The sequence below is a fragment of the Burkholderia sp. 3C genome (genome assembly GCF_054589155.1).
Window position 1 is genome coordinate 173,403 of record NZ_BAAILN010000066.1, and the last position, 22,967, is coordinate 196,369.

Here is a 22,967-nt window from a genome sequence, read left to right on the forward strand (position 1 = left end):
GACGGCCGCTCAACCAAACCGCCCGACAGCAACGACAAACCCTCGCTCTCCCGCGCACGCCGAAACGCGAACGCGAGCGGAATCCGGGCCGAACTCATGGCCTGGCGCATCACCACGCCGGTTTCGGCCGGCCCGACGAACAGCAGGCCGTCGTCGGCCAGGCGCGCGTCGAGCGCACGCATCGCGCGCTCCTGCGAACTGCGGTCGAAATAGATCAGCACGTTGCGGCAAAAAATGAAGTCGTAGCGCGTGTCGCCAAGGCTGCCCGGTTCGAGCAGGTTGGCGCGGCGGAACTGCACGCAGGCGCGAATCCGCTCGTCGAGCCGCCAGCCGTCGGCGATCGACTCGAAATGGCGTGCGCGGAATTCGAGCGCGTGGCCGCGAAACGAGTTGCGGCCATATTCGCCACGCCGCGCATGGGCGATCGCGCGGGCGCTGATGTCGAGCGCGTCGATCCGCAGCCGGGCCGGCTCGATGCCGGCATCGATCAGCGCCATCGCCGCCGAATACGGCTCCTCGCCGGTCGAGCACGGCGCGCTCAACACGCGCACCGGCTGCAGCGGCTCGGCGCGCAAGCGCTCGAGCGCCTGCGCGGCCAGCGTCACGAACGCCTCGCGCTCACGGAAGAACCAGGTTTCGGGCACCACGCACTGCTCGATCAGCGCGCGCTGCTCCTCGGCCGAGCCGATCAGCAGGCTCCAGTAGGCGTCGAGATCGGCGTCCGACAGGTTGCGCGCACGCTGCGCCACCAGCAACGCATCGGTTTGCGCGCCGCCGAGCATCACGCCGATCCGTTCGGCCAGCGCGCGCGCGACGAAATCGGCGCCGAGCGAATCGGGATCGATGCCCGTCTCGCGCAGCAGCCACGCGTGGAAACGCAATTCGAGTTCGTTGATCATGCGCGTTCTCCGGGCACGCCATGCCACGGCGCATCCTCGCCGGCGTGCGCAGCAGCCGCGAACAGCAGCGCGCGCGCCTCGGCGCCGAGCAGGTGCCGCACCGCGACCCACTGCACCACGCCGTCGGCATGGTCGATCACCGGGCCGAGCCAGCGCGCGTGCGGGGTATCGATGCCGCCGTCGCGGAACGCCGCCCGCTCGAAGCGCAGGGTTTGCGTGGCGTGCTCGACGAGCAGCCCGAGCAGGCGCTCGCCGTCGGCCGCCGCGGGCTCGGCATCGCCGTCGAGCGGCATGCGCACGCGCACCACCACCAGCCGCGTCGAGCGCAGTTGCGCGGCCGGCCGGCCGAGCGCGAGTTGCGACACGTCGATCACCGGCAGCGGCTCGCCACGATGGATCAGCACCCCGGCCACCCAAGCCGGCGCGCCCGGAATCGCCTTGGTTTCGGCGAGCGGCAGCACTTCGGCGACGTCGTTGACGTCGAGCGCGTAGCGCGCGCCATCGAGTTCGAACAGCAGGAACAGCATCGCGTGGCGGGCCTCGGCGCTCACGCCTCGACCTTGAAGCGCGACACGCTGGTGCGCAGGCCGCTGGCCACGAGCGTCAGGTCGTCGATCGCCTGCGACGACTGGCGCAGCGATTCGGCCGTCTGCTGCGCGGCCTCGGACAGTTGCGACAGCGCCTGCGTGATCTGCTCGGCGCCGCTCGCCTGGGTCTGCATGCCCTCGTTGACGAGCACGAAGCGCGGCGCGAGCGTCTGCACCTCGTTGATGATCTGCGAGAGTTGCGAGCCGACCTGCTGCACGTCGAGCATGCCGCGCCGCACTTCCTCGGAGAATTTGTCCATGCCCATCACGCCGGCCGACACCGCCGACTGGATTTCCTTGACGGTCTGCTCGATGTCGTAGGTGGCCACGGCGGTCTGATCGGCGAGGCGGCGGATTTCGGTGGCGACCACCGCGAAGCCGCGGCCGTATTCGCCGGCCTTCTCGGCCTCGATCGCCGCGTTCAGCGACAGCAGGTTGGTCTGATCGGCGACCTTGGTGATGGTGGCCACCACCTGGTTGATGTTGAGCGCCTTCTCGTTGAGGATCGCCAGCTTGGCGTTCACCGAACCGGCCGCGTCCATCACGCTGCGCATGGTTTCGCCCATCTGCGTGAGGCCGGCCTGGCTCATGCCCGCCAGCGAGGCCGATTGCTCGGCCACCGACGACACTTCGTTCATCGTGTGCAGCAGATCGCGCGAAGTGGCGAAGATCTCGCGCGAGGTCGCGCCGATCTCGGTGGTGGTGGCCGCCGTTTCGTTGGCGGTGGCCTGCTGTTCGCGCGAAGTGGCGGCGATCTCGGCCACCGAGGTGGTGACCTGCAGCGACGATTTCTGCGCCTGCGAGACCAGCGTGGTCAGTTCGTCGGCCATCCGGTTGAAGCCCGTCTCGATCATGCCGAACTCGTCGCCGCGGCGCAGGTTCAGGCGCTGGGTCAGGTCGCCCGTGCGCATCACGTCGTGCACGCCCACCAGTTCGAACATCGGCCGCATCACGGCGCGGTACAGCAGCCAGCCGAGCAGCAGCGAGGTGAGCAATACGATCGTCACCACCGTCGCCAGCGTGACCTGGGTGCTGAACACCGATTCGCGGATCAGTTGCGCCGAGCGGTCGGCGAACGTGCGGTTCTCGGTCACCAGCACGTTGGCGCTGCGGATCACGTCCTCCCACACCGGCGTGACGCGCCCGTAGGCGGCCACCGCGTCGGCGTGCGAGCCGCCGCGCGCCTTCTGCACGGCATCGGCCAGCAACGGCAGGTAGCGCTCGTACACCGCGCGGAACGCGCCGAAGCGGGCGCGGTCGTCCTCGCGGTAGGTCGATTTCTGGTATTCCAGCGACAGCTTCTCGAACGATTCGAGCATGCCCGGAATGCGGTCGAGATCGCGATAGGCGGTTGCCGTATCGGGATCGACGAAGATCGCACGCTGCATCGCCGTGTACGACTCGCTCGCGGCGGCGCGCAGCGAGGTGGCCAGGTACACGCCCGGCAGCGAATCGCGTTCGATGTTGATCGTCTCTTCGTCGATCAGACGCAGCTTCGTATAGGAGAAGCCCGCCATGATCAGCATCAGCACGAACAGCACGCCGAAACTGAGCAGGATCCGATTGCCGAGCGTGATCCGCGAGCCGGCGGACGGGGAGGAAGTCTCGGTGCTTGCGCGGGGCGACACGTTGGCCATGTTTTCGATGTGGGTTGTCAGCAGATACGTTCAGGAGCCGGCGCGGCGCGGGCGGCCCGATGGCGGCCGCCGCGCCGGGGCGGCGCGAGCCAGCACGAGTGTACTGTCTTTATCGCCCGTGAAACAGCCCGGACCGGCCCGCCGTGGCGGCGGCGCAGCGCCTGACGGGGCGGGCGGTTCGAAGAAGGGGGCAGATGATTGCGGGGGATAACGAAGGATGGGCGACGGCCCGGAAGGCGACGCCCGAACGCGGCCCGGGTCGGGCCGCCACGTCAGGACGCCGGGCGCACCTTCGGCAATGCCAGCCCGGTCATGAAACCGCGCGGCGTGTAGCGCATCAGGATCTCGCCGCGATGCTTGGTGGCGGTGGCGCGCACGAACGCCAGGCCGAGCCCGAAGCCGCCGCGCTGGGTGCCCGGCCCGCGCGTGAGCCGCACGAACGATTCGGTCGCGCTCGCGCGCAACTCGGGCGCGATGCCCTCGCCTTCGTCTTCCACGCCCACCAGCCAGGCGTCGCCGTCATCGGCGATCAGGCAGCGCACTTCCGCGCCGGGCGGGCCGTACTTGAGCGCGTTGTCGATCAGGTTGGCCACCGCGCGCGTCAGCATCATCCGGTCGCCGATGCACAGGCATTCGATCTCGGGCACGTTGGCGCTGATCCGGCTGCCGGTGTTGCCGGCCTTTTCCCAGAGCTGGTCGGCCGCATCGAGCAGCACCTCGTTGAGGCTGACGATTTCGGTCAGCAGCTTGCCCGACTGCGCGCGGGTGAGCTGGATGAAGCCGTCGGCCAGCGCCAGCGCGCGGCGTGCGTGCATCTCGATGCGCTCGAACAGCAGCGGCACCTCGCCATGCGTGGCACGGTAGGTGTCGAGCAGCGAGAGGATCGAGCTTTGCGGCGCGCGCATGTCGTGCGACAGGAAATCGAGCACCTCGTCGCGCTGGCGCAGCATGCGGTAGGAATTCGAGTGGTAGCGAATGCGCGCGATCAGTTCGATCGGGTCGGGCAGCTTGACGAGGTAATCGTTGGCGCCGGCGAGGAACGATTCGCGCTTGGCCACCGGATCGTCGTTGATCGACAGCACGATGATCGGCACCTGCGCCGTGGCCGTATCGGAGCGCCAGGCCCGCACCAGGTCCAGCCCGTCGGTATCGGGCATCACCAGATCCTGCAGGATCACGGTCGGCCGCACCGCGCGGGCCACCTCGAGCGCCGCGTGCGCGTCGACGCAGACATGCAGCGCGATGTCCGTTTCGGCAGCCAGCAGGCGGCGCATCACCTCGCCGACGAACGCCTGATCGTCGACGAGCAGCACCGAAATACCCGGCTCCTGCGACTCGTCGTGGTGCGTATCTGTTGTTCCGTTCATTGCATCCCGTGTGCCGTCACATCCCGCCCGGAGAAACCACTACGGCGCGACGCCGGGCAGCCGTCCGTTCTTCCCTGAACCACTCCTGAGAGTGAATCATCGAAATTAGACGACATTGTTTCTTATTGGGAAATATAAGCTAATGATTTTAAATGATTTTTATGAATTTAGCTTGCTTGGGAGATGAATCGGGCACGCGATATGCAAAGCGCGGTTGCCGCCAGGCGGCCCGCCCGGGCGAAAAAAACCGCGCCGGGCATTCGCCACGGCGCGGCTGCGGGTGCGCGCTCCCCGGTGCGGCCGGGGCGTCAGGATCGTCAGGACCGTCAGGACGGTTTGCGGATCACCATCAGGCGCAGTTCGGTCATGTCCTCGATCGCGTAGCGCACGCCCTCGCGGCCCAGGCCCGAATCCTTGACACCGCCATACGGCATGTTGTCGACGCGGAACGACGGGATGTCGTTGATCACCACGCCGCCCACGTCGAGCTCGTCCCAGGCGCGATGCGCGTGCGACAGCGAATCGGTGAACACGCCGGCCTGCAGGCCGAAATCGCTGTCGTTGACGCGCGCCAGTGCCTCGTCGAAATGCTCGAACGGTTCGAGCAGCGCCACCGGGCCGAACGCTTCCTTGCGATACAGGTCCTGATCGCGGCCGACCTGTTCGAGCAGCGTGGCCTCGAACATCGCGCCGTCCACCTTGCCGCCCGCGATGATCTTCGCGCCGGCCTTGACCGCCGCGTCCATCCAGCCGGCCAGCCGGCGCGATTCCGATTCGGAGATCATCGGCCCGACGAAGGTATCGGGCTGCTTCGGGTCGCCCATCTTCAGCGCGCGCGTTTTCGCCACGAGCTTCTCGCGCAGCGCGTCGTAAAGGCTCGCGTGCACCAGGATGCGCTGCACGCCGATGCAGCTTTGCCCCGACTGGTAGAACGCGCCGAAGATCAACCGATCCACCACGTAGTCGAGCCGCTCGCCCTGGTCGGCATCGACGATCGCCGCCGCGTTGCCGCCCAGCTCCAGCACCACCTTCTTCTTGCCCGCCTTCTTCTTCAGATCCCAGCCCACCGCCGGCGAACCGGTAAACGACAGCAGCTTGAAGCGTTCGTCGGTGGTGAACAGGTCCGCGCCGTCGCGATGCGCGGGCAGGATCGAGAATGCGCCCTTCGGCAGATCGGTTTCGGCCAGCACCTCGCCGATGATCAGCGCGCCGATCGGCGTGCGGCTGGCCGGCTTCAGCACGAACGGGCAGCCGGCCGCGATGGCCGGCGCGACCTTGTGGGCCGCCAGGTTGAGCGGGAAGTTGAACGGCGAGATGAACGAGCACGGCCCGATCGGCACGCGCTTCGAATAGCCGGAATAGCCTTGCGCGCGCTTCGCGATCTCAAGCTCGATGATCTCGCCGCCGATCCGCACCGATTCCTCGGCCGCGACGCGGAACGTGTCGATCAGGCGCGTGACCTCGCCCTTCGAATCGTTGATCGGCTTGCCGGCCTCGATGCAGAGCGCATCGGCCAGTTCGTCGAAGCGCTCGCGAAAGCGCGCGACGCAGTGATCGAGCACGGCCTGACGGCGAAACGCGGGCCACGCCGCGAACGGCTTGTGCGCCTCGACGGCGGCCGCGATGGCCGCGTCGATCGTTTTCGCGTCGGCCAGCGCGACGCGCGTGGCGACCTTGCCGCTGTATTTGTCGGTGACTTCGAGATCCGTGTTGGCATGCACGGCCTCGTTCGCGAGGTAATACGGATAGGATTCCTTCAGCATGGCGACGCCTCCGGTGGGTTCTGACGGGGTTCGGTACAAGGGATGCGGCGCGCCGCAGCGCGCCGTGGGATCACAGTTGCGCGGACAGGCGCGGGATCTCGCGATTCAGAATGCGTTCGTTGTCCGAATAGTCGATCGGCACGTCGACCAGATGCACGCCCGGCGTGGCGAAGCAGTGTTCGAGCAGCGGCGCGAGCGCCTCGGCCGATTCGGCGCGATGGCCCTGCGCGCCATAGCTTTTCGCGTAGGCGACGAAATCGGGGTTGTCGAGCGTCATCGCGTAGTCGGGGAAGTTCATGTTCTCCTGCTTCCAGCGGATCATCCCGAATGCGTCGTCGCGCAGCACCAGCACCACCAGGTCGAGCTTCATGCGCACGGCCGTTTCCAGCTCCTGCGAATTCATCATGAAGCCGCCGTCGCCGCAGATCGCCACCACCTTGCGCTCCGGGTGCACGATCTTGGTGGCGATCGCCGACGGCAGGCCCGCGCCCATCGAGGCCAGCGCGTTGTCGAGCAGCATCGAGTTCGGCTCGTGCGCGCGCCAGTAGCGCGCGAACCAGATCTTGTACATGCCGTTGTCGAGGCAGGCGATGCCGTCGTGGGGCAGCGTGCGGTACAGGTCGTTGACCACCCGCACCGGGTGCAGCGGAAAGCGCGGGTCGTCCTCGCCCTTCTTCAGGTGCGCGTCGAAGCGCTCCTTGATCAGCATGAAGCGCGAGAAATCCCAGTGCGGCTGCTGCGCCAGCGCCTGCTTCATCTGCCACACCGCGTTGGCGATGTCGCCCACCACTTCGATCTGCGGGAAATACACGGGATCGACCTGCGCGCCGAGGAAGTTCACGTGGATCACGGTTTTATCGCCGCTGCGCATGAAGAACGGCGGCTTCTCGATCACGTCGTGGCCGACGTTGATGATGCAGTCGGCATGATCGATCGCGCGGTGCACGAAATCGCCGTCGGACAGCGTGGCGTTGCCGAGCCAGAGCGGGTGCGTCTCGTCGATCACGCCCTTGCCCATCTGGGTGGTGAAGAACGGGATGCCGGTGGCATCCACGAATTCGCGCAGCATCCGCGCGCTGGTCTTGCGATTGCCGCCCGCGCCGATCATCAGCAGCGGATGACGCGCCTGGTGAATGGCCTGCACGGCGCGCGCCACCGCCTTTTCCTCGGCCACCGGGCGGCGGCTGTAGCTGGCCGGGATCGGCTTGCCGTCGCCTTCCTCGTGCGCGATGTCCTCCGGCAGTTCGAGGTGGGTGGCGCCGGGGCGCTCATCCTCGGCGCGCCGGAACGCCTCGCGCACCGCCGACGGAATGTGGCCGATCGAGACGATCTGGCGGGTCAGCTTGGTCAGCGGCTGCATCATGTCGACCACGTCGACGATCTGGAAATGGCCCTGCTTGCTGCTCTTGATCGGCTTCTGGCCGGTGATCATCAGCATCGGCATGCCGCCGAGCTGTGCGTAGGCGGCGGCCGTCACGAGGTTGGTCGCTCCGGGGCCGAGCGTGGACAGGCATACGCCGGCCTTGCCGGTCAGCCGGCCATAGGTGGCGGCCATGAACCCGGCGGCCTGCTCGTGACGCGTGAGCACCAGCTTGATTCGCGAATGGCGGATCGACTCGAGCAGATCGAGGTTTTCTTCGCCGGGGATGCCGAACACATACTCGACACCTTCCGCTTCCAGCGCCTTGACGAATAAATCGGATGCTTTCATGGGGACTCTCGGTGGATGCCGCGTGGCCGGCTTCCGGCGCGTGCGGCGTGGCAAACGCCCGCGACGGCCTACGGCGCGAACGGCTCAAACCCTTCAGATGACCAATGCAAAAGCATGCCGCCGAGCCTGCGAAGGCAGGCATGGCGGCCAGCGATGAAAACGATTGTAGGAGATCGGACGCGACGCTGCAGTGAACGCGGCTGACGCTATGGAAGGGATTTCGTCAGGATGACGGCGCCGCGGCGCGATGCGCGGCCCGACATCACCACTTGCAGGGGCCGCCGCCGTCCGGAAACGCGGAGAGATCGTCGGCGAACGCAAACGTGCGGCGCGGCGAGAATTTCGTGTAGATCATCGAGTTGACGATCGCGCCCTGGCTGTCCATGACGTACTCGCCCGTCACCTTGCCGTCGACGATCTCCACCCAGGTGCTTACCACGTCGTCGGGCCGGCCCGGCGCCATTTCGGTGGCCTGCTCCGATTTCAGCACGATCGGGATCACCTGTTTCGCGCCCTTGTAGCGCACGTAACCGCCGGACCAGTTGGAATCCGAATCGGAGAAGATTCGGAATTCGAAGCGAATCGGCGACGCGCCGTCGCCGCTCGTGAAGCAGCGCAGGTCCTGGTCGATCCTGGCGTGCGCGGTGCCGGCGCAGAAGGCGGCCAGCAGGCCGGCAATGAAGGCGGTTCGTTTCATGGTGGTCGTGGTTGGGGGTACCCGCAAGCGGCCGTGAAGAGCACGCCGCATACCTGCCGGCGCCGCGCCACGCCCGCATGTGTTTCATTCGATCGCGTAGCGCGCCGCCACTTCCTGCTGGTCGAGTTCGCGTTCGAGCAGGTGCAGCAGCTCGTCGTGAATCTCACCGGCTCGATGCATGCGCAACATTTCGGCGCGGCCGGCCGACACGGCCGCCAGCACCACGTCGTAGTGCGCGTGGATGTCCTGCACCGGGAACGCCGGCTCGTGCTCGAAGCGCTCGGCCATTGACACGCGGTACGCATATTGTTCGAGCAGGCGCGGGTGGATCACCTGGCCGTCGGCGTCGTGCGCGAGCGGCTCGACCGCCTTCAGTTGCGCGCGGCTCACGCGCGCCCAGGCCTGCGGCTCGGTCAGATGCCGCGCGTCCGGCGTATGGCCGTCGCGCGGCGCGACCAGCCGGATCAGCGGCCCGATCGTGGTGCCCTGCAGCAGCACCGTCACGAGGATCACGGCGAACGCCGCCACCAGGATCATGTCGCGGCCGGGCATCGCCTCGGGCAGCGACAGCGCGATCGCCAGCGTGACCACGCCGCGCATGCCGGCCCAGCTCATCACGGTGGCCGCGCGCCAGTCGGCGTGCAGGCTGCCGCGGCCGAGCCAGCGGCGCGGCAGCTTGAGGAATTCCACCGCGAAGATCCAGATGAAGCGCGAGCCAATCACGGCCGCCAGCACGGCCAGCATCATCGGCATCATGGTCGAGAACACCTGTTCGAAGCCGCCGAGGCGCACCATCACGCCGCGCAGCGACAGGCCGATCAGCACGAACACCAGCGCCTCCAGCAGGAACACCATCACCTGCCAGAACGCGGTGGCGCGCACCCGCACGGTGGCCGTGAACACTTCGTGCTGGTGCCAGCCGAGCATCATGCCCATCGTGACGGTGGCGATCACGCCCGACACCTCCAGCGTTTCACCGGCGATATAGCTGACCCAGCCGCCGAGCACCACCGAGGTCACGATCAGGTAATCGTCGGACAACAGCCTGATGAAGCGCGTCAGCGCCCAGCCGATGATGAAGCCCACCGCCACGCCGCCCAGGCCGAGTTCCGCGAAGCGCACCGCGGCGCTCTCGAAGCTGAATGCGCCGGTCAGCGCGGCGGCCACCGCGAAGCGGAACAGCACGAGGCCGGCCGCGTCGTTGAGCAGGCTTTCGCCTTCGAGCAGCACCATCAGCCGGCGCGGCAGCGCCACGCGTTCGAGCACGGCCTTGGCCGCCACCGCGTCGGGCGGCGAGACGATCGCGCCGAGCGTGAAGCAGGCCGCCCACGGCAGCGACGGCACCGCCCAGTGCACCGCCAGCCCCACCGCCAGCGTGGTGAACACCACCGCGCCGATCGCCAGCATCATGATCCCGCCGAGGTTGCGCTTGAACTCCTCCCACACCGAGAAGTAGGCGCCATCCACCAGCAGCGGCGGCAGGAACACGATCAGCACCAGGTCGGGATCGAGGTTGATCGGCGGCAGGCCCGGCACGAACGCGATGCCGGCGCCGCCCACCAGCAGCGCGGCGGCAGGCGGCAGCTTCAGCCGCTTGGCAGCCAGTTCCAGCACGACGATCGCGGCGAAGGACAGCAGGATCAGCTTGAAAACCGATACGGGAGACATGAAATCGCCTTCTCGTTGGAGGAAATAACGGGTGATGAACGGGCACGCGCGACCGGGTTCGAACGGTCGCGCGATTAGACCACGAGCGTTTGCGCGGCGTCGAGCCTGCGGCCCGGCCGCGGCGGAATTGCTGTGCAGTGCCAAGGATAGGCGACGGCGCGAATCGATGCGCTTAGTGGCGAGCGGCCTGCCGAATCAACCCGACAAGGCCGCTCGGCGGGATGGTTCGGTTCAGCCGCTGGCCGAGGCTGCCGGGGCGTCGCCCGACGCGGCAGTTCAGTGCGGCAGCGTCCACGCGCCGGCCCAGCGCGCGAGGCAGGTCACGAGGTAAAGCGCCAGCCCGATCATGCCGCCCACCACGGTGCCGTTGATGCGGATGCTTTGCAGATCCTTGCCGATGTTCAGCTCGACCTGACGCGACATCTCCCCGCTGTCCCAGTTCTTGACCGTGTCGCTGATATGACGCGTCAGGAACGCCGCGAACTCGGGCGCCATCTCGGCGGCGGCCTTCTCGACGTGCTCGTTCATCGAGTCGCGCAGCGCCGGGCTTTCGGCCAGTTGCTCGCCGAGCCAGCCGCCGAGCGAGGCCGCCTGGCGGTGCAGCAGCGAATCCTCGTGCGCCAGATCGGCCTTGAGCCAGTCGCGCAATTGCGTCCAGAGGTCGGCCACGTAGCCGTTGAAGGCTTCGCCGTCGCGCAGGTAGCGTTTCAGTTCCTCGCCCTTCTCGATGAAGACGGGATCGTGCTTGAGGCGCTCGACGAGTCGCTCGGCGGTGTCGTCGAAGCTGCGGCGCAGCCGGTGGTCGGGATCCTCGCCGATCTGCACGAGCAGCCGCGTGACCGCGTTGGCGATCAGCTCCGCACCGTGCTCGCTGATCCAGACGGTCGGCATCACGCGCTCCATCTTCGGGTATTCGCCCTTGAGCCAGTCGACGATGTAGGAGGCGATCGCGGCACGGTGGTCCGGCTCGCGCAGCAGCGCGACGAACTGCGCGATGCCGTCGTCGAGCAGTTGCTGGTGGCGGCCGTCGCGTGTCAGCGTGTCGAGGATCGCGCCCGTGGCACGCGACAGGTCCACCTTGTCGAACACGGCGCGCAGCGCGTCCTTGATGAAGCGCTGGATGCGCGCGTCGTCGGTCATGTCGAGCGCGAAGCCGATCAGCCTGACCGCGTAGCCGCCCAGCACGGCCGTATTGGCCGGCACCACCAGCCATTGCGCGAGCCGCGCGGCCGGGTCGTGACGCCGGATCAGCGCGATGATCGAGGCCGGATCGAGAAAGCGCTCGTGCACGAACAGCGCGAGATTGTCGGCGATGCGGGCCTGGTTGCGCGGCACGATTTCGGTGTGGCGCGAGACGATCGGGATCGGCACGCGCCGAAACAGCGCCGCCACCGCGAACCAGTCGGCCAGCGCGCCGACCATCGCGGCCTCGGCCACGGCCTTCACGCCGTCGATCCAGATGCCGCCGGGAAAGAACAGCGTGACGACGAACACGGTCGTCACGCCGATCAGCAGCGCCAGCGCGCGCCGCTTGCTGGCCTTCAGTTCGGCTGCCTTGTCGCGCATCGGATCGGTATGCCTCGTCGGGTCGGGTGCCTCCGGAGCGGGGCACGGGATGGAGGATGGCCGGACGGACCGCTCGGCGCGGCGGATTCTGGTGTTGCGGTGTTGCGGTGTTGCCGTGCTGCCGTGCTGCCGTGCTGCCGTGCTGCCGTGTTGCCGTGTTGCCGTGTTGCCGTGTTGCCGTGTTGCCGTGTTGCCGTGTTGCCGTGTTGCCGTGTTGCCGTGTTGCCGTGCTGCCGTGTTGCCGTGTTGCCGTGTTGCCGTGTTGCCGTGTTGCCGTGTTGCCGTGTTGCCGTGCTGCCGTGCTGCCGTGCTGCCGTGCTGCCGTGCTGCCGTGCTGCCGTGCTGCCGTGCTGCCGTGCTGCCGTGCTGCCGGCCATGGTGCAGCAGCGCGGCGGCGTGGTGGCCATGGCGAGCCGCACGATGGTACACCGGCTCGATGACACGGGCGCCTCATGCTCCCGCAGCGCCAACGGCCCGGAGCGCCCCCAACCCGGCCGATCCCGCCGCGGCCGCTCGTGCCCGCGCAAGCCGGTTGCCGCATCGGAGGCGCCCCCGTAGAATCGTTGCGCACACGATGCCCGGCACGTCACCCGCCGGCTCGCCCGTCGTTCCCCCCGATTACGAAGGAGTCCGCAGCGTGCCGGCCTTATCCGTCCGATACCAGCCCGGCGTTCCGCGCCCGGCGCGTGCCGCGCTCCCGCTGCTCCGCTTCGCCCTGGCCGGCCTCGCCGCGCTCTGGCTGGCCGGCTGTGCCACTCACCCGCCCGCCACCTCGCTGCCGCGCAACGTCACGCACGCGCTGCCGCAAACCACGCCCACGCCGCTCGGCGCAGCACTTGCCGCGCCCGAACGCGCACACCCGGGCGAATCCGGCTTCCGCCTGTTGCCGGTGGGCACCGACGCGCTGCAGATGCGCATCGCGCTCGCGCGCGCCGCCACCAAGACGCTCGACATGCAGTACTACATCGCCACCGAGGACACCACCGGCAAGCTGCTGCTGGCCGCCGCCCTGTCGGCGGCGGATCGCGGCGTGCGCGTGCGGATGCTGGTGGACGACCTGAACTTCAAGGACATCGATCAGGTGATGGCCTCGCTGAACGCGCACCCGAACATCGAGATTCGCGTGTTCAACCCGTTCGGCGCGGCGCAGCGCGGCGTGTTCGCGCGCACCGCCGACCTCGTCACCAAGATCGACCGCTTCACGCGCCGCATGCACAACAAGGCGATGATCGCGGACAACCAGCTCGCGATCGTCGGCGGACGCAACCTCGGCGACGAGTATTTCAGCGCCAGCCCCACACTGCAGTTCCGCGACATCGACGTGCTCGCGGCCGGCCCCGTGACGGCCGACATCTCGTCGAGCTTCGACGCCTATTGGGCCAGCGTCAGCGCTTACCCGCTGCGCGTGCTCAACCATCAGCGCTTCGATCCGCAGGATCTCGACCGCACGCGCGACGCGCTGCGCCAGCACTGGCGTGACAACGCCGGGCAATACGACGCCAAGCCGCTGAACGCGACGCCGCTGGCCGCGCAGATCGCCGGCGATCAATTGGGACTGGTGTGGGCCAAGGCGGAATTCGCGGCCGATGCGCCCGAGAAGATCTCGATGGCGCGCGGCACCTACCAAAGCCCGCCGATGCAGCGGCTCGCCGAACTGAGCAAGGAAGCGCAGCGCGAATTCCTGGTGTTCTCGCCGTATTTCGTGCCGCACGATGCGGGCGTCGCGGCGCTCGGCGCGCTGACCGCACGCGGCGTGCGCGTCGCGATCCTCACCAATTCGCTGGCGGCCACCGACGCCGTGGCGGTGCAGGCCGGCTATGCACCGTACCGTGTGCCGTTGCTCGAACGCGGCGTGGAACTCTACGAATTCCGGCCGCAGCAGCCGCCCACCGCGCGCGTGCGGATGTTCGGCTCGCGCTCGCGCGCCAGCCTTCACGCGAAGGCCTACGTGATCGACCGGCGCACGCTGGTGATCGGCTCGCTCAATCTCGACCCGCGCTCGGCCTACCTCAACACCGAACTCGCGCTCGTGATCCGCAGCCCGCAACTGGCCGGCGAGGTGGCGACGCTGTTCGACCACGTCACGCAGCCGACCGAAAGCTATCGCGTGACGCTCGCCGACCCGTCGCCGTCGGCGGCCGGCTGGCATTCGCCGCTGGTCTGGACCGACGAGGAGAACGGCCAGACGCGCACTTACGGCGTGGACCCGGGCGCGGGCCTGCTGCGCAACGTGCTGACCGGGGTGTTCCGGATGCTGCCCGTGGACGGGCAGCTATAACGGCGGGGGCTTGCGGCGCGGCTTACTTCAGCGCCGCGCGAATGCGCTCGGCCATCGTCTCGAGTTCCTTCGGATCGGCCACGTCGCGCGAGTGCGCGCCAAGCGGCTGGGTCGCCCAGCGCGGAATCAGGTGGAAGTGCAGATGCGGCACGGTCTGGCCGGCCGCCGAGCCGTTGAACTGGCCGACGAACAGGCCGTCCGGCTGCAGCGCGTCGCGAATCGCCAGCGCCACGCGCTTGGTCATGCGGATGGTTTCGGCCGCGGCCTCGTCCGACAGATCGTAGAGCATCTCGGCCGGCTCCTTCGGCAGCACCAGCGTGTGGCCCGGCGATTGCGGCATGATGTCCATGAACGCAATCGTCGTGTCCGTCTCGCACACCTTGGTGCAAGGCAGTTCGCCGCGCAGGATCTTCGCGAAAATGTTGGTGTCGTCGTAAGCCATGGTGTCGGTCGTCGTCAGGGGTAAACGGAACGACGATTCTCGACGCTCGCGTGCGAACGCGCAAGCCGCAGGCGCGACGTTCGGGCGGACAGGCGGCTCGCACGGGCGGCGAATCCGGTTGGCCGATCCGGCCCGCATGCTCCGCCAGCGCCCGCAGCCGTCCCGATCGGCCCGCCATCGAGCCCGCTTATTCGGCCGCATCCCTCATCAGGCCGCCGGTTCCGCCGGGAACGTCATCGTCACCATGAAACCGCCATCCGCCGCGTTCGAGGCGACGAACGTGCCGCGCTGCTGGCGCACCAGCCGCTTGACGATCGCGAGGCCCAGCCCGCAATGCGCATCGCCGCCGCGCGCCGCGTCGAGCCGCACGAACGGCCGCAGCGCGCGCTCGAGTTCCGCCTCGGGAATACCCGGCCCGTGGTCGTACACCGTCAGGCGATAGCCCTGCGGCACCGCCTGCGTGACGATCGCCACCGGCGGCTCGCCGTAGGTCATCGCGTTCTCGATCAGGTTCGACAGAATCCGGTCGAGCATCACGAGCGGCAGCCGGAAGCCCTCGCCCGCGCGCAGATCGACGCTGACGAGCGTGTCGTCGAGTTCGCCGCCGTAGTGTTGCCAGCAGTGCGCGTCCACGCCCGCCACCGGCGACGGCTCGCCGCCCTCCCCCGCGAAATCGAGAAACTGCGTGACGATTCGCGACAACGCCTCGGCGTCGCGCAGAAAGCCCCTGCGTGTGGCGGCGTCGGGCAGCAGATCGGCGCGCACCTGCATGCGCGTGATCGGCGCGCGCAGATCGTGCGCGAGCCCGGCCAGCATCACGGCGCGTTCCTGCTCGCCCTGCGCCAGCTCGCTGACCATCTCGTTGAAGTTCGCAATCACGTCCTTGACTTCGCGCGGCCCGCCGACCGGCACCGCGGTCGGCCGGTTGCCGAGCCGGAAATCGCGCGCGGCCTGCGCGAGCCGCCGCAGCGGCCGCTGGATTCGCCACGCGCCGAAGATCGCGAGCACCACCCCCACCACCATCGTCAACGACGACGCGCCGATGAAGCGCTTCACCGACGGCATGGTGGACGGCAGCGTGATCCAGTATTTCGCGCCGGCGTAGCGCGCCCACAGCGTGCGCGTGTGGCTGTCGGCCACCACGTGCGTGCCGGGCGGCATCACCGAGCGCAGATGCTGCTCGAACGGACCGAACGTATCGGTGCAGGGCTTCGGGCAGCCGAACGACACCGCGTCGTTCGCCTCGACGAACGAGGTGCCGAGCATCGCGCTGACGGCCAGCCCCAGCGCGCTGCCGCTCGCCTGCGCCTGGGTGGACAGCGCGATCACGCGGCGGGTCTGCTCGACCTCGAGCCGCAGCCGTTCGCGATCGAGCAGCACCAGGCCGATCGCATGCACGACCAGCACGAGGCCGATCGACATCAGCGCCAGGCGCGCGAACAGCGTGTCAAAGCGGAGCTTCATCACCCTCGCCGGGCACGAACATGTAGCCGACGCCGCGCATGGTCTGCACGTAGCGCGGTTGGGCCGGATCGTCTTCCAGCAGCCGGCGCAGGCGCCAGACCGGCACGTCGATGCCGCGCTCGGTCAGGTTCGAATACGGCCCGTGCAGCATGTCGAGCAGCCGCGTGCGCGACAGCGTCTCCATCGGATGCGCGGCGAACACTTCGAGCAGCGCGTATTCGCCGCCCGTCAGCTTGAGCGCCTCGGTGTCGCGGTACAGCGTGCGCGTCGCGAAATCGAGCCGGAACGGCCCGAAACGCAGTGCCTCGCGCCGGTCGGACGCGGACCGCGCCCCGACGCTGGCCGGCATCTGCCGGCGCAGCACCGCGTGGATGCGCGCCAGCAGCTCCTGCGGCATGAACGGCTTGCCGAGGTAATCGTCGGCGCCGAGTTCGAGGCCGATCACGCGATCGACCCCGTCGGCGCGCGCCGTGAGCATGATCACCGGAATCGGGTCACCGTTCGCGCGCAATTGCTTGAGCACCGTCAGGCCGTCCACGCCGGGCAGCATCAGGTCGAGCACGATGACCGACGGCCGCTCGCGTTCGAGGCGCCGCTCCAGCGTGGTGGCGTCGTGAAGCACGGAAATTTCGAGGCCGCGTTGCTGGAAAAAAGTCCGGAGGAGATCGCGCAGCGCGGCATCGTCATCGATCAGCAGGACCTGAATGGGCGTGTCGGACATGGTCTGGCGAATCGGTACGGTAAGGGAGGAAAACGAGGGACAGGTCGGGCGGGCATGACCCGGCAACGATCCGACGACTATAAGCGAAGCCGGCACGGCGTGGCTTGCACGATCTTGATTTGCCTTACCGATTCTTACTTGTCGGCCGGCGCCTGCGAGAACCCGGCGAAGCGCACTCTCAAAATGAGCAGGCAAAGAAAAAGCCGCCTTGCGGCGGCTTTTTCGGTACTTCGTCGAGGCGGGCCTGCCGGAGCAGGCCGAGACATCAACGCGACATCATGTTCACGGCGACGTTGTGCATGATCCACACCGAGCCGACGATCAGGATGATCACCGTCAGCACCGTGTAGGCAAATGCCGTCACGTTCCAGCGCTGGCTGGACGACGCATTCATGTGCAGGAAGAAAATCAGGTGCACGACGATCTGCACGGCGGCCAGAGCGGCCAGCGTCAGGATCATCGTTTCGTTCGACGAGAACCAGCCGCCGAGCACCACGCCGAACGATGCGCCCGTCAGGATCACCGACAGCACGAAACCGACCAGGTAGCTGCTTACGGTGCCGTGCGATGCGTCATCGTGGCTGTCATGGGTATGCGAATGGGCCATTTAGATCACACTCACCAGGTAGACAAAGGTAAACACGCAGATCCAGACGATGTCCAAGAAGTGCCAGAACAGCGACAGGCACGTCAGGCGACGGATGTCTTGCTCCGACAGCGTCGGGTTACGCGCGATCTGGCAAATCAACACAACCATCCAGATCAGGCCCATCGTCACGTGCAGACCGTGGGTGGCCACCAGCGTGAAGAACGACGACAGGAAGCCGCTGCGATCCGGGCCTGCGCCTTCGGCGATCAGGTGCGCGAACTCGTTGATTTCCATGTACAGGAACGACGCGCCCAGCAGGAACGTCACGATCAACCAGCCGAACACGGCAGCGCGATTCTGGCGGTGCGCGCCGATCATCGCGAAGCCGTACGTGATCGAGCTCAGCAGCAGCGCTGCCGTTTCGTACATCACGCCCTTGATTTCGAACAGATCCTTCGCCGTCGGGCCGCCTGCGAACTCGTGCTGCATCACTGCGAACACGGCGAACAGCGTGCCGAACAGAATACAGTCGGTCATCAGGTACAGCCAGAAACCGAACACCGAATGCGACGGCGGATGGTGATGCTCTGCCGCGTGATGGTGATCGGCAGTCAGGGTGCTTTGTGCCATCAGTTGGCCTCCAGTTCCACTTGTGCCGGACGCGGCGACTTCGTCAGTGCGCCGGTACGCTGCGATTCGATCTTCCGGACCGTTTCGGCCGGAATGTAGTAGCCCTCGTTCTTCTGCGAGCTATAGATGATCGCAGTCGCGACGATGCCGACGAAGCCGACGATGGCCATCCACCAGATGTGCCACACGCCTGCAAAACCGAGCACCAGGGCAAACATGCCGACGAAGAAGCCTGCGCTCGTGTTCGAGGGCATGTGGATATCTTCGTATTGCTGGCCTTCGTCCAGGCCGAAGCCCATGCCGCGTTCCTTGCGATACGACACTTCGTCCAGTTCGTGGATCGTCGGGATGATCGCGAAGTTGTACGACGCCGGCGGCGATGCCGTCGACCATTCGAGCGTATGACCACCCCACGGGTCGCCCGTGACGTCACGGTTGCCCGGCAGGTTGCGATCGCGGATCGACACGTACAGTTGCAGCAGTTGGTGGACGATGCCGATCAGCACCAGCACGGCGCCAACCCAGGCAATCTGCATCCACGGGTGCCATGCGGCATTGTCGTAGTGGTTCAGACGACGCGTGGCGCCCATGAAGCCGAGCACGTACAGCGGCGTGAAGGCAACGATGAAGCCGATCTGCCAGAACCAGAATGCACGCTTGCCGAGCTTCTCGTTCAGCTTGAAGCCGAACACCTTCGGGAACCAGTAGTTGAAACCGGCCAGATAACCGAACAGCACGCCACCGATGATCACGTTATGGAAGTGAGCGATCAGGAACAGGCTGTTGTGCAGCACGAAGTCCGCACCCGGGATCGCCATCATCACGCCGGTCATGCCGCCAACCGTGAACGTGACCATGAAGCCGAGGGTCCAGAGAATCGGTGCCGTGAATTCAAGACGGCCACGATAGATCGTGAACAGCCAGTTGAAGATCTTCACGCCGGTCGGAATCGCGATGATCATCGTCGCAATGCCGAAGAACGCGTTGACGTCGGCGCCCGAACCCATCGTGAAGAAGTGGTGCAGCCACACGAGGAACGACAGGACCATGATCGCGCAGGTTGCGTAGACCATCGTCTTGTAGCCGAACAGCGGCTTCTTCGCGTACGTTGCCACGACTTCCGAGAACACGCCGAACGCCGGCAGGATCAGGATGTACACCTCGGGGTGACCCCAGGCCCAGATCAGGTTCAGGTACATCATGACGTTGCCGCCACCGTCATTCGTGAAGAAGTGCATCCCCAGATAACGGTCGAAGCCGAGCAGCGCGAGCGTGACGGTCAGGATCGGGAACGCCGCCATGATCAGCACGTTCGTGCACAGGGCCGTCCAGGTGAACACCGGCATCTTCATCAGCGTCATGCCGGGCGCGCGCATCTTGATGATGGTCACGAAGAAGTTCACGCCGGTCAGCAACGTACCCACACCGGAAATCTGCAGCGCCCACAGGTAGTAGTCGACCCCGACCCCCGGGCTGTATTGCAGCTCCGACAGCGGCGGGTAAGCCAACCAGCCCGTTTTCGCGAATTCACCGACGAACAGCGAGATCATCAGCAGGATCGCGCCGACGGCCGTCATCCAGAACGACAGCGAGTTCAGCATCGGGAACGCCACGTCGCGCGCGCCGATCTGCAGCGGCACCACGATGTTCATCAGGCCCACCATGAACGTCATCGCCATGAAGAAAATCATGATGACGCCGTGCGCGGTGAAAATCTGGTCGTAATGGTGCGGCGGAAGGAAACCCGGCGCGTTGTACGCCATCGCGAGCTGGGTACGCATCATGATTGCGTCGGCGAAGCCGCGCAGCAGCATGACCAGCGCAACGACGATGTACATCACGCCCAGGCGCTTGTGGTCGACGCTCGTCAGCCACTCGGACCAGAGATATTTCCACTTACCGAAATAAGTGACGAGGCCCAGCACGAGTGCCCCGAAGATACCGACGCCGAGCGCCGTGATCACGAGGATTGGCTCGTGATACGGAATCGCGTCGAGTGTAAGTTTTCCGAACATGCTTACCCCTTCGTCGTACTACACGCCGCGTCATTGAACTGCATGACGTGACCGTTGTTGTACTTGCCAACGATGTTATTGAACAGGCGCGGATCGATGGTCGAGAAGAACCGGACCGGATCCTTTTCGCTCGGCTTCGCGACCGTCGCGTACTCGGTCATGTCGAGGCTTTGCTGCGAGGCACGGACCTTCTGGACCCATGCATCGAAGTCACCCTGCGATTGAGCGAGCGTGCGGAACTTCATGTCGGAGAAACCCTGGCCGCTGTAATTGGCGGACAAGCCGGCGTAGTCACCCGCTTCGTCGGCGATCAGGTGCAGACGGGTCTGCATGCCGGCCATCGCGTAGATCTGCGTGCCAAGCTGCGGGATGAAGAACGAGTTCATCACCGAATCCGACGTGATGCGGAAATTGACCGGCGTCCCGACCGGGATCGCAAGCTGGTTCACCGTTGCAATACCCAGATCCGGGTAAATGAACAGCCATTTCCAGTCGAGCGCGACGACTTCGACGTTGATCGGCTTCACATTCGACTCGAGCGGCTTGTACGGATCCAGCTCGTGCGAAGTATTCCAGGTGAGGATGCCGAGATACAGAATGATCAGCGTCGGAATCGTCCAGATCACGACTTCGATCGCGGTCGAGTGCGACCATTTCGGCGCGTAGGTTGCGCTGCGGTTCGACGCGCGATACCGCCACGCAAAGAACAGCGTGAGCAGGATCACCGGAATCACGACGATGAGCATCACCCAGGTCGAGGTCCAGATCAGTGCCTTCTCGGCGACGCCGACGCTGCCCTTCGGGTCGAGAACGTCCATGTTGCAACCGGATAGACAGACAAGCAATCCGGCGCCCAATAAAAGCAATAAGCTTCTAAATGCCTTTCTATTCATCACATTTGCCTGATTTATGCGTGGTCGATTGAAACGAACCGGCTAGCCCCGATTCGTGCAAGCGCACGCATCATAAGTCCAACGAAGTGGGAAAAAGCGGTGAATCTTAGCAAATCATCGTTACTAAAACCCACCGTGCGACACGTTGCCACATTTGGCAACCTGTCGACCACCGCCCGAAAACCCGGAGCGGTGGCTCGCCACGCCCGCCCGGCAAGGGCTGGCGTGGCATCGGCGCTCAGGCCGGCGTGCGCGGAGTACGCGCATCCGACTGTGCACTGACGTTGGCCGCCGACGGTGCGGCGTTTGCGCCATCGTCCGCCGGTTTGGTGCGTTCGAGCTGCGCGACGATATTCGCCGCCGCCGGATCGATCACATCGGTAAAGGGCTTAGGGTAAATCCCGATCGCGAGGACGATCGCCGCCAACACCGTGAATACCACCGACTCGCGGCGGCTCAGGTCGATCAGCTTGCCGACGCGATCGTGCTTGATCGCGCCGAAGATCACCCGCTTGAGCATCCAGAGCGTGTAGGCGGCACCGAGAATCAGCGTCAGCGCGGCAATCGCGCCGATCCAGAAATTCACGCGCACGGCGCCCATGATCACCAGGAATTCACCGACGAAGCCCGAGGTGCCCGGCAAGCCGACGTTCGCCATCGCGAACAGCACGGCGAACAGCGCCAGGCGCGGCATGGTGTTCGCCACGCCGCTGTAGTCGGCGATGGCGCGCGTGCGGGTGCGATCGTAGAGCGCGCCCACGCAGAGGAACATCGCGCCGGCCACGAAGCCGTACGAGATCATCTGGACGATCGCGCCCGTGATGCTCATCTGGTTGAACAGGAACACGCCCAGCGTGACGAGACCCATGTGCGCAACCGACGAGTAGGCCAGCATCTTGGCCATGTCCTTCTGGGCCAGCGCCAGCAGGCTCGCGTAGATCACCGCGATCAGCGACAGGCCGATCATGACCGGCGCCAGATAGTGGGCCGCGTCGGGCGTGATCGGCAGCGCGAAGCGCAGGAAGCCGTAGCCGCCGATCTTGATCATGCCGAGCGACACCGCGGCGCCCGTCGGGCCGTCGGTATAGACATCCTGCAGCCAGGTGTGCACCGGCCACATCGGCACCTTCACCGCGAACGCCGCGAAGAAGCCGAGGAACACCAGCAACTGCGGCGCGAAGCCGAGGTGGGTTTTCTGCCAGACGGCCATGTCGAACGTGTGGGTCACGCCGAACAGGTAGAGCATCGCCGCCAGCATCAACAGCGAGCCGGCGAACGAGATGAAGAAGAACTTGATGGCCGCGTAGGCGCGGTTCGCATGGCCCCAGGTGCCGATCAGCACGAACAACGGGATCAGCGTCGCTTCGAAGAACACGAAGAACAGCATGCCATCGAGCGAGGTGAACACGCCGATCATCAGCCCCGACAGGATCAGGAACGAGCCGTGATACTGCGCGACGCGGGTCGTGATCGATTCCCACGATGCGATCACGATCACCAGCGTCGTGAAGGCCGACAACACCACCAGCCAGAGCGACAGCCCGTCGACGCCGAGGCGCCATGCCGAACCGAATGCGGCAAGCCAGGGCTTGTATTCGGTGAACTGAGCCGCGGTATTGTGGGCGTCGAAACCGGCCACCAGCGGCACGGTAAGGAGCAGGCCCACGATCGCGCCGATCAGGGCGAGCCACCGTGCACGATGCGGATAACGATCCGATCCGATGCGCAGGACGGCCACGCCGAACACGATCGGGGTCCAGATCGCGAGGCTCAGGAATGGTACAGATTGCATGGCGGCAACACCCTATGAAAACCCGGTCAGAGAGTCGGTCGACTGAGACGAAAGAAACGTAAGTTTTGTAATTTTGACCATCGAAATTCGATGATCCGCCCGCGGCGTAATGTTATTGAAATCTATGTAACAAAAGACATCGCACCGCGCCGGGTTAACGAGGATAAAGGTAAGTGCGGCGTTTTGCATCGCAACATTCTGTTGCATTTTTTCCGTCGAATCGGAGCGTTGATTTTATTGATTTTTTT

The 22,967-nt window shown here is 66.1% G+C and carries 18 protein-coding genes; 1 reads left to right on the top strand and 17 read right to left on the bottom strand.

The window, feature by feature from the left end; all coding sequences use genetic code 11:
- The 9 genes from ACYP33_RS11080 to ACYP33_RS11120 all read right to left on the bottom strand — a co-directional run.
- On the bottom strand, positions 1-896 hold an 896-nt coding region (locus ACYP33_RS11080; RefSeq protein ID WP_459621622.1), incomplete at its 3' end, for a CheR family methyltransferase.
- Positions 896-1,426, bottom strand: a complete 531-nt coding sequence (locus tag ACYP33_RS11085; protein ID WP_459621927.1) for a chemotaxis protein CheW — start codon at positions 1,424-1,426, stop codon at positions 896-898. The genes ACYP33_RS11085 and ACYP33_RS11080, both read right to left, overlap by 1 nt.
- Before the next feature lie 20 nt (positions 1,427-1,446).
- Positions 1,447-3,123, bottom strand: a complete 1,677-nt coding sequence (locus ACYP33_RS11090; RefSeq protein WP_459621624.1) for a methyl-accepting chemotaxis protein — start codon at positions 3,121-3,123, stop codon at positions 1,447-1,449.
- A gap of 272 nt (positions 3,124-3,395) precedes the next feature.
- Complete coding sequence (locus tag ACYP33_RS11095) at positions 3,396-4,490, bottom strand: hybrid sensor histidine kinase/response regulator (protein WP_414446905.1); 1,095 nt, start codon at positions 4,488-4,490, stop codon at positions 3,396-3,398.
- A gap of 326 nt (positions 4,491-4,816) precedes the next feature.
- The gene (locus ACYP33_RS11100) at positions 4,817-6,253 is read right to left on the bottom strand and encodes an aldehyde dehydrogenase family protein (RefSeq protein WP_414439921.1); all 1,437 of its coding nucleotides are present in this window, start codon (positions 6,251-6,253) and stop codon (positions 4,817-4,819) included.
- 70 nt (positions 6,254-6,323) lie between these two features.
- On the bottom strand, positions 6,324-7,964 hold the full coding sequence (locus tag ACYP33_RS11105) for an acetolactate synthase large subunit (RefSeq protein WP_414446904.1): 1,641 nt from the start codon (positions 7,962-7,964) through the stop codon (positions 6,324-6,326).
- A gap of 262 nt (positions 7,965-8,226) precedes the next feature.
- Complete coding sequence (locus ACYP33_RS11110) at positions 8,227-8,661, bottom strand: hypothetical protein (RefSeq protein ID WP_459621627.1); 435 nt, start codon at positions 8,659-8,661, stop codon at positions 8,227-8,229.
- Positions 8,662-8,745: 84 nt separating this feature from the next.
- Positions 8,746-10,329 (bottom strand): Na+/H+ antiporter, encoded by a 1,584-nt coding sequence (locus ACYP33_RS11115; protein WP_459621629.1) that lies wholly within the window; start codon positions 10,327-10,329, stop codon positions 8,746-8,748.
- A gap of 276 nt (positions 10,330-10,605) precedes the next feature.
- Positions 10,606-11,895: a DUF445 domain-containing protein gene (locus ACYP33_RS11120; protein ID WP_459621631.1), complete on the bottom strand. Its 1,290-nt coding sequence runs from the start codon at positions 11,893-11,895 to the stop codon at positions 10,606-10,608.
- Positions 11,896-12,469: 574 nt separating this feature from the next.
- On the opposite strand from ACYP33_RS11120, the gene ACYP33_RS11125 reads away from it, so the two are divergent.
- Positions 12,470-14,173 carry a phospholipase D family protein gene (locus tag ACYP33_RS11125; protein WP_459621632.1) on the top strand — a complete coding sequence of 568 codons (1,704 nt, stop codon included), beginning with the start codon at positions 12,470-12,472 and terminating at the stop codon, positions 14,171-14,173.
- 22 nt (positions 14,174-14,195) lie between these two features.
- Here ACYP33_RS11125 and ACYP33_RS11130 read toward each other — a convergent pair whose 3' ends face one another.
- The 8 genes from ACYP33_RS11130 to ACYP33_RS11165 all read right to left on the bottom strand — a co-directional run bounded on the left by ACYP33_RS11130 (position 14,196) and on the right by ACYP33_RS11165 (position 22,719).
- Positions 14,196-14,615, bottom strand: a complete 420-nt coding sequence (locus tag ACYP33_RS11130) for an HIT family protein (RefSeq protein WP_414446899.1) — start codon at positions 14,613-14,615, stop codon at positions 14,196-14,198.
- Between the two features lie 207 nt (positions 14,616-14,822).
- The gene (locus ACYP33_RS11135) at positions 14,823-16,079 is read right to left on the bottom strand and encodes an ATP-binding protein (protein ID WP_414446898.1); all 1,257 of its coding nucleotides are present in this window, start codon (positions 16,077-16,079) and stop codon (positions 14,823-14,825) included.
- Positions 16,063-16,800, bottom strand: coding sequence for a response regulator (locus tag ACYP33_RS11140; RefSeq protein ID WP_414439928.1), 738 nt, complete (start codon positions 16,798-16,800; stop codon positions 16,063-16,065). The genes ACYP33_RS11135 and ACYP33_RS11140 overlap by 17 nt, the downstream gene beginning before the upstream one ends.
- A 265-nt stretch (positions 16,801-17,065) precedes the next feature.
- The gene (cyoD, locus tag ACYP33_RS11145) at positions 17,066-17,407 is read right to left on the bottom strand and encodes a cytochrome o ubiquinol oxidase subunit IV (protein ID WP_414439929.1); all 342 of its coding nucleotides are present in this window, start codon (positions 17,405-17,407) and stop codon (positions 17,066-17,068) included.
- Positions 17,408-18,019, bottom strand: a complete 612-nt coding sequence (cyoC, locus tag ACYP33_RS11150; protein WP_414439930.1) for a cytochrome o ubiquinol oxidase subunit III — start codon at positions 18,017-18,019, stop codon at positions 17,408-17,410.
- Positions 18,019-20,034, bottom strand: coding sequence for a cytochrome o ubiquinol oxidase subunit I (gene cyoB / locus ACYP33_RS11155; protein ID WP_414446896.1), 2,016 nt, complete (start codon positions 20,032-20,034; stop codon positions 18,019-18,021). Before cyoB ends, cyoC begins: the two co-directional genes overlap by 1 nt.
- A 2-nt stretch (positions 20,035-20,036) precedes the next feature.
- The gene (cyoA, locus tag ACYP33_RS11160) at positions 20,037-20,927 is read right to left on the bottom strand and encodes a ubiquinol oxidase subunit II (RefSeq protein WP_414446895.1); all 891 of its coding nucleotides are present in this window, start codon (positions 20,925-20,927) and stop codon (positions 20,037-20,039) included.
- A gap of 238 nt (positions 20,928-21,165) precedes the next feature.
- On the bottom strand, positions 21,166-22,719 hold the full coding sequence (locus tag ACYP33_RS11165) for a complex I subunit 4 family protein (RefSeq protein WP_414439933.1): 1,554 nt from the start codon (positions 22,717-22,719) through the stop codon (positions 21,166-21,168).
- Positions 22,720-22,967 lie beyond the last annotated feature (248 nt).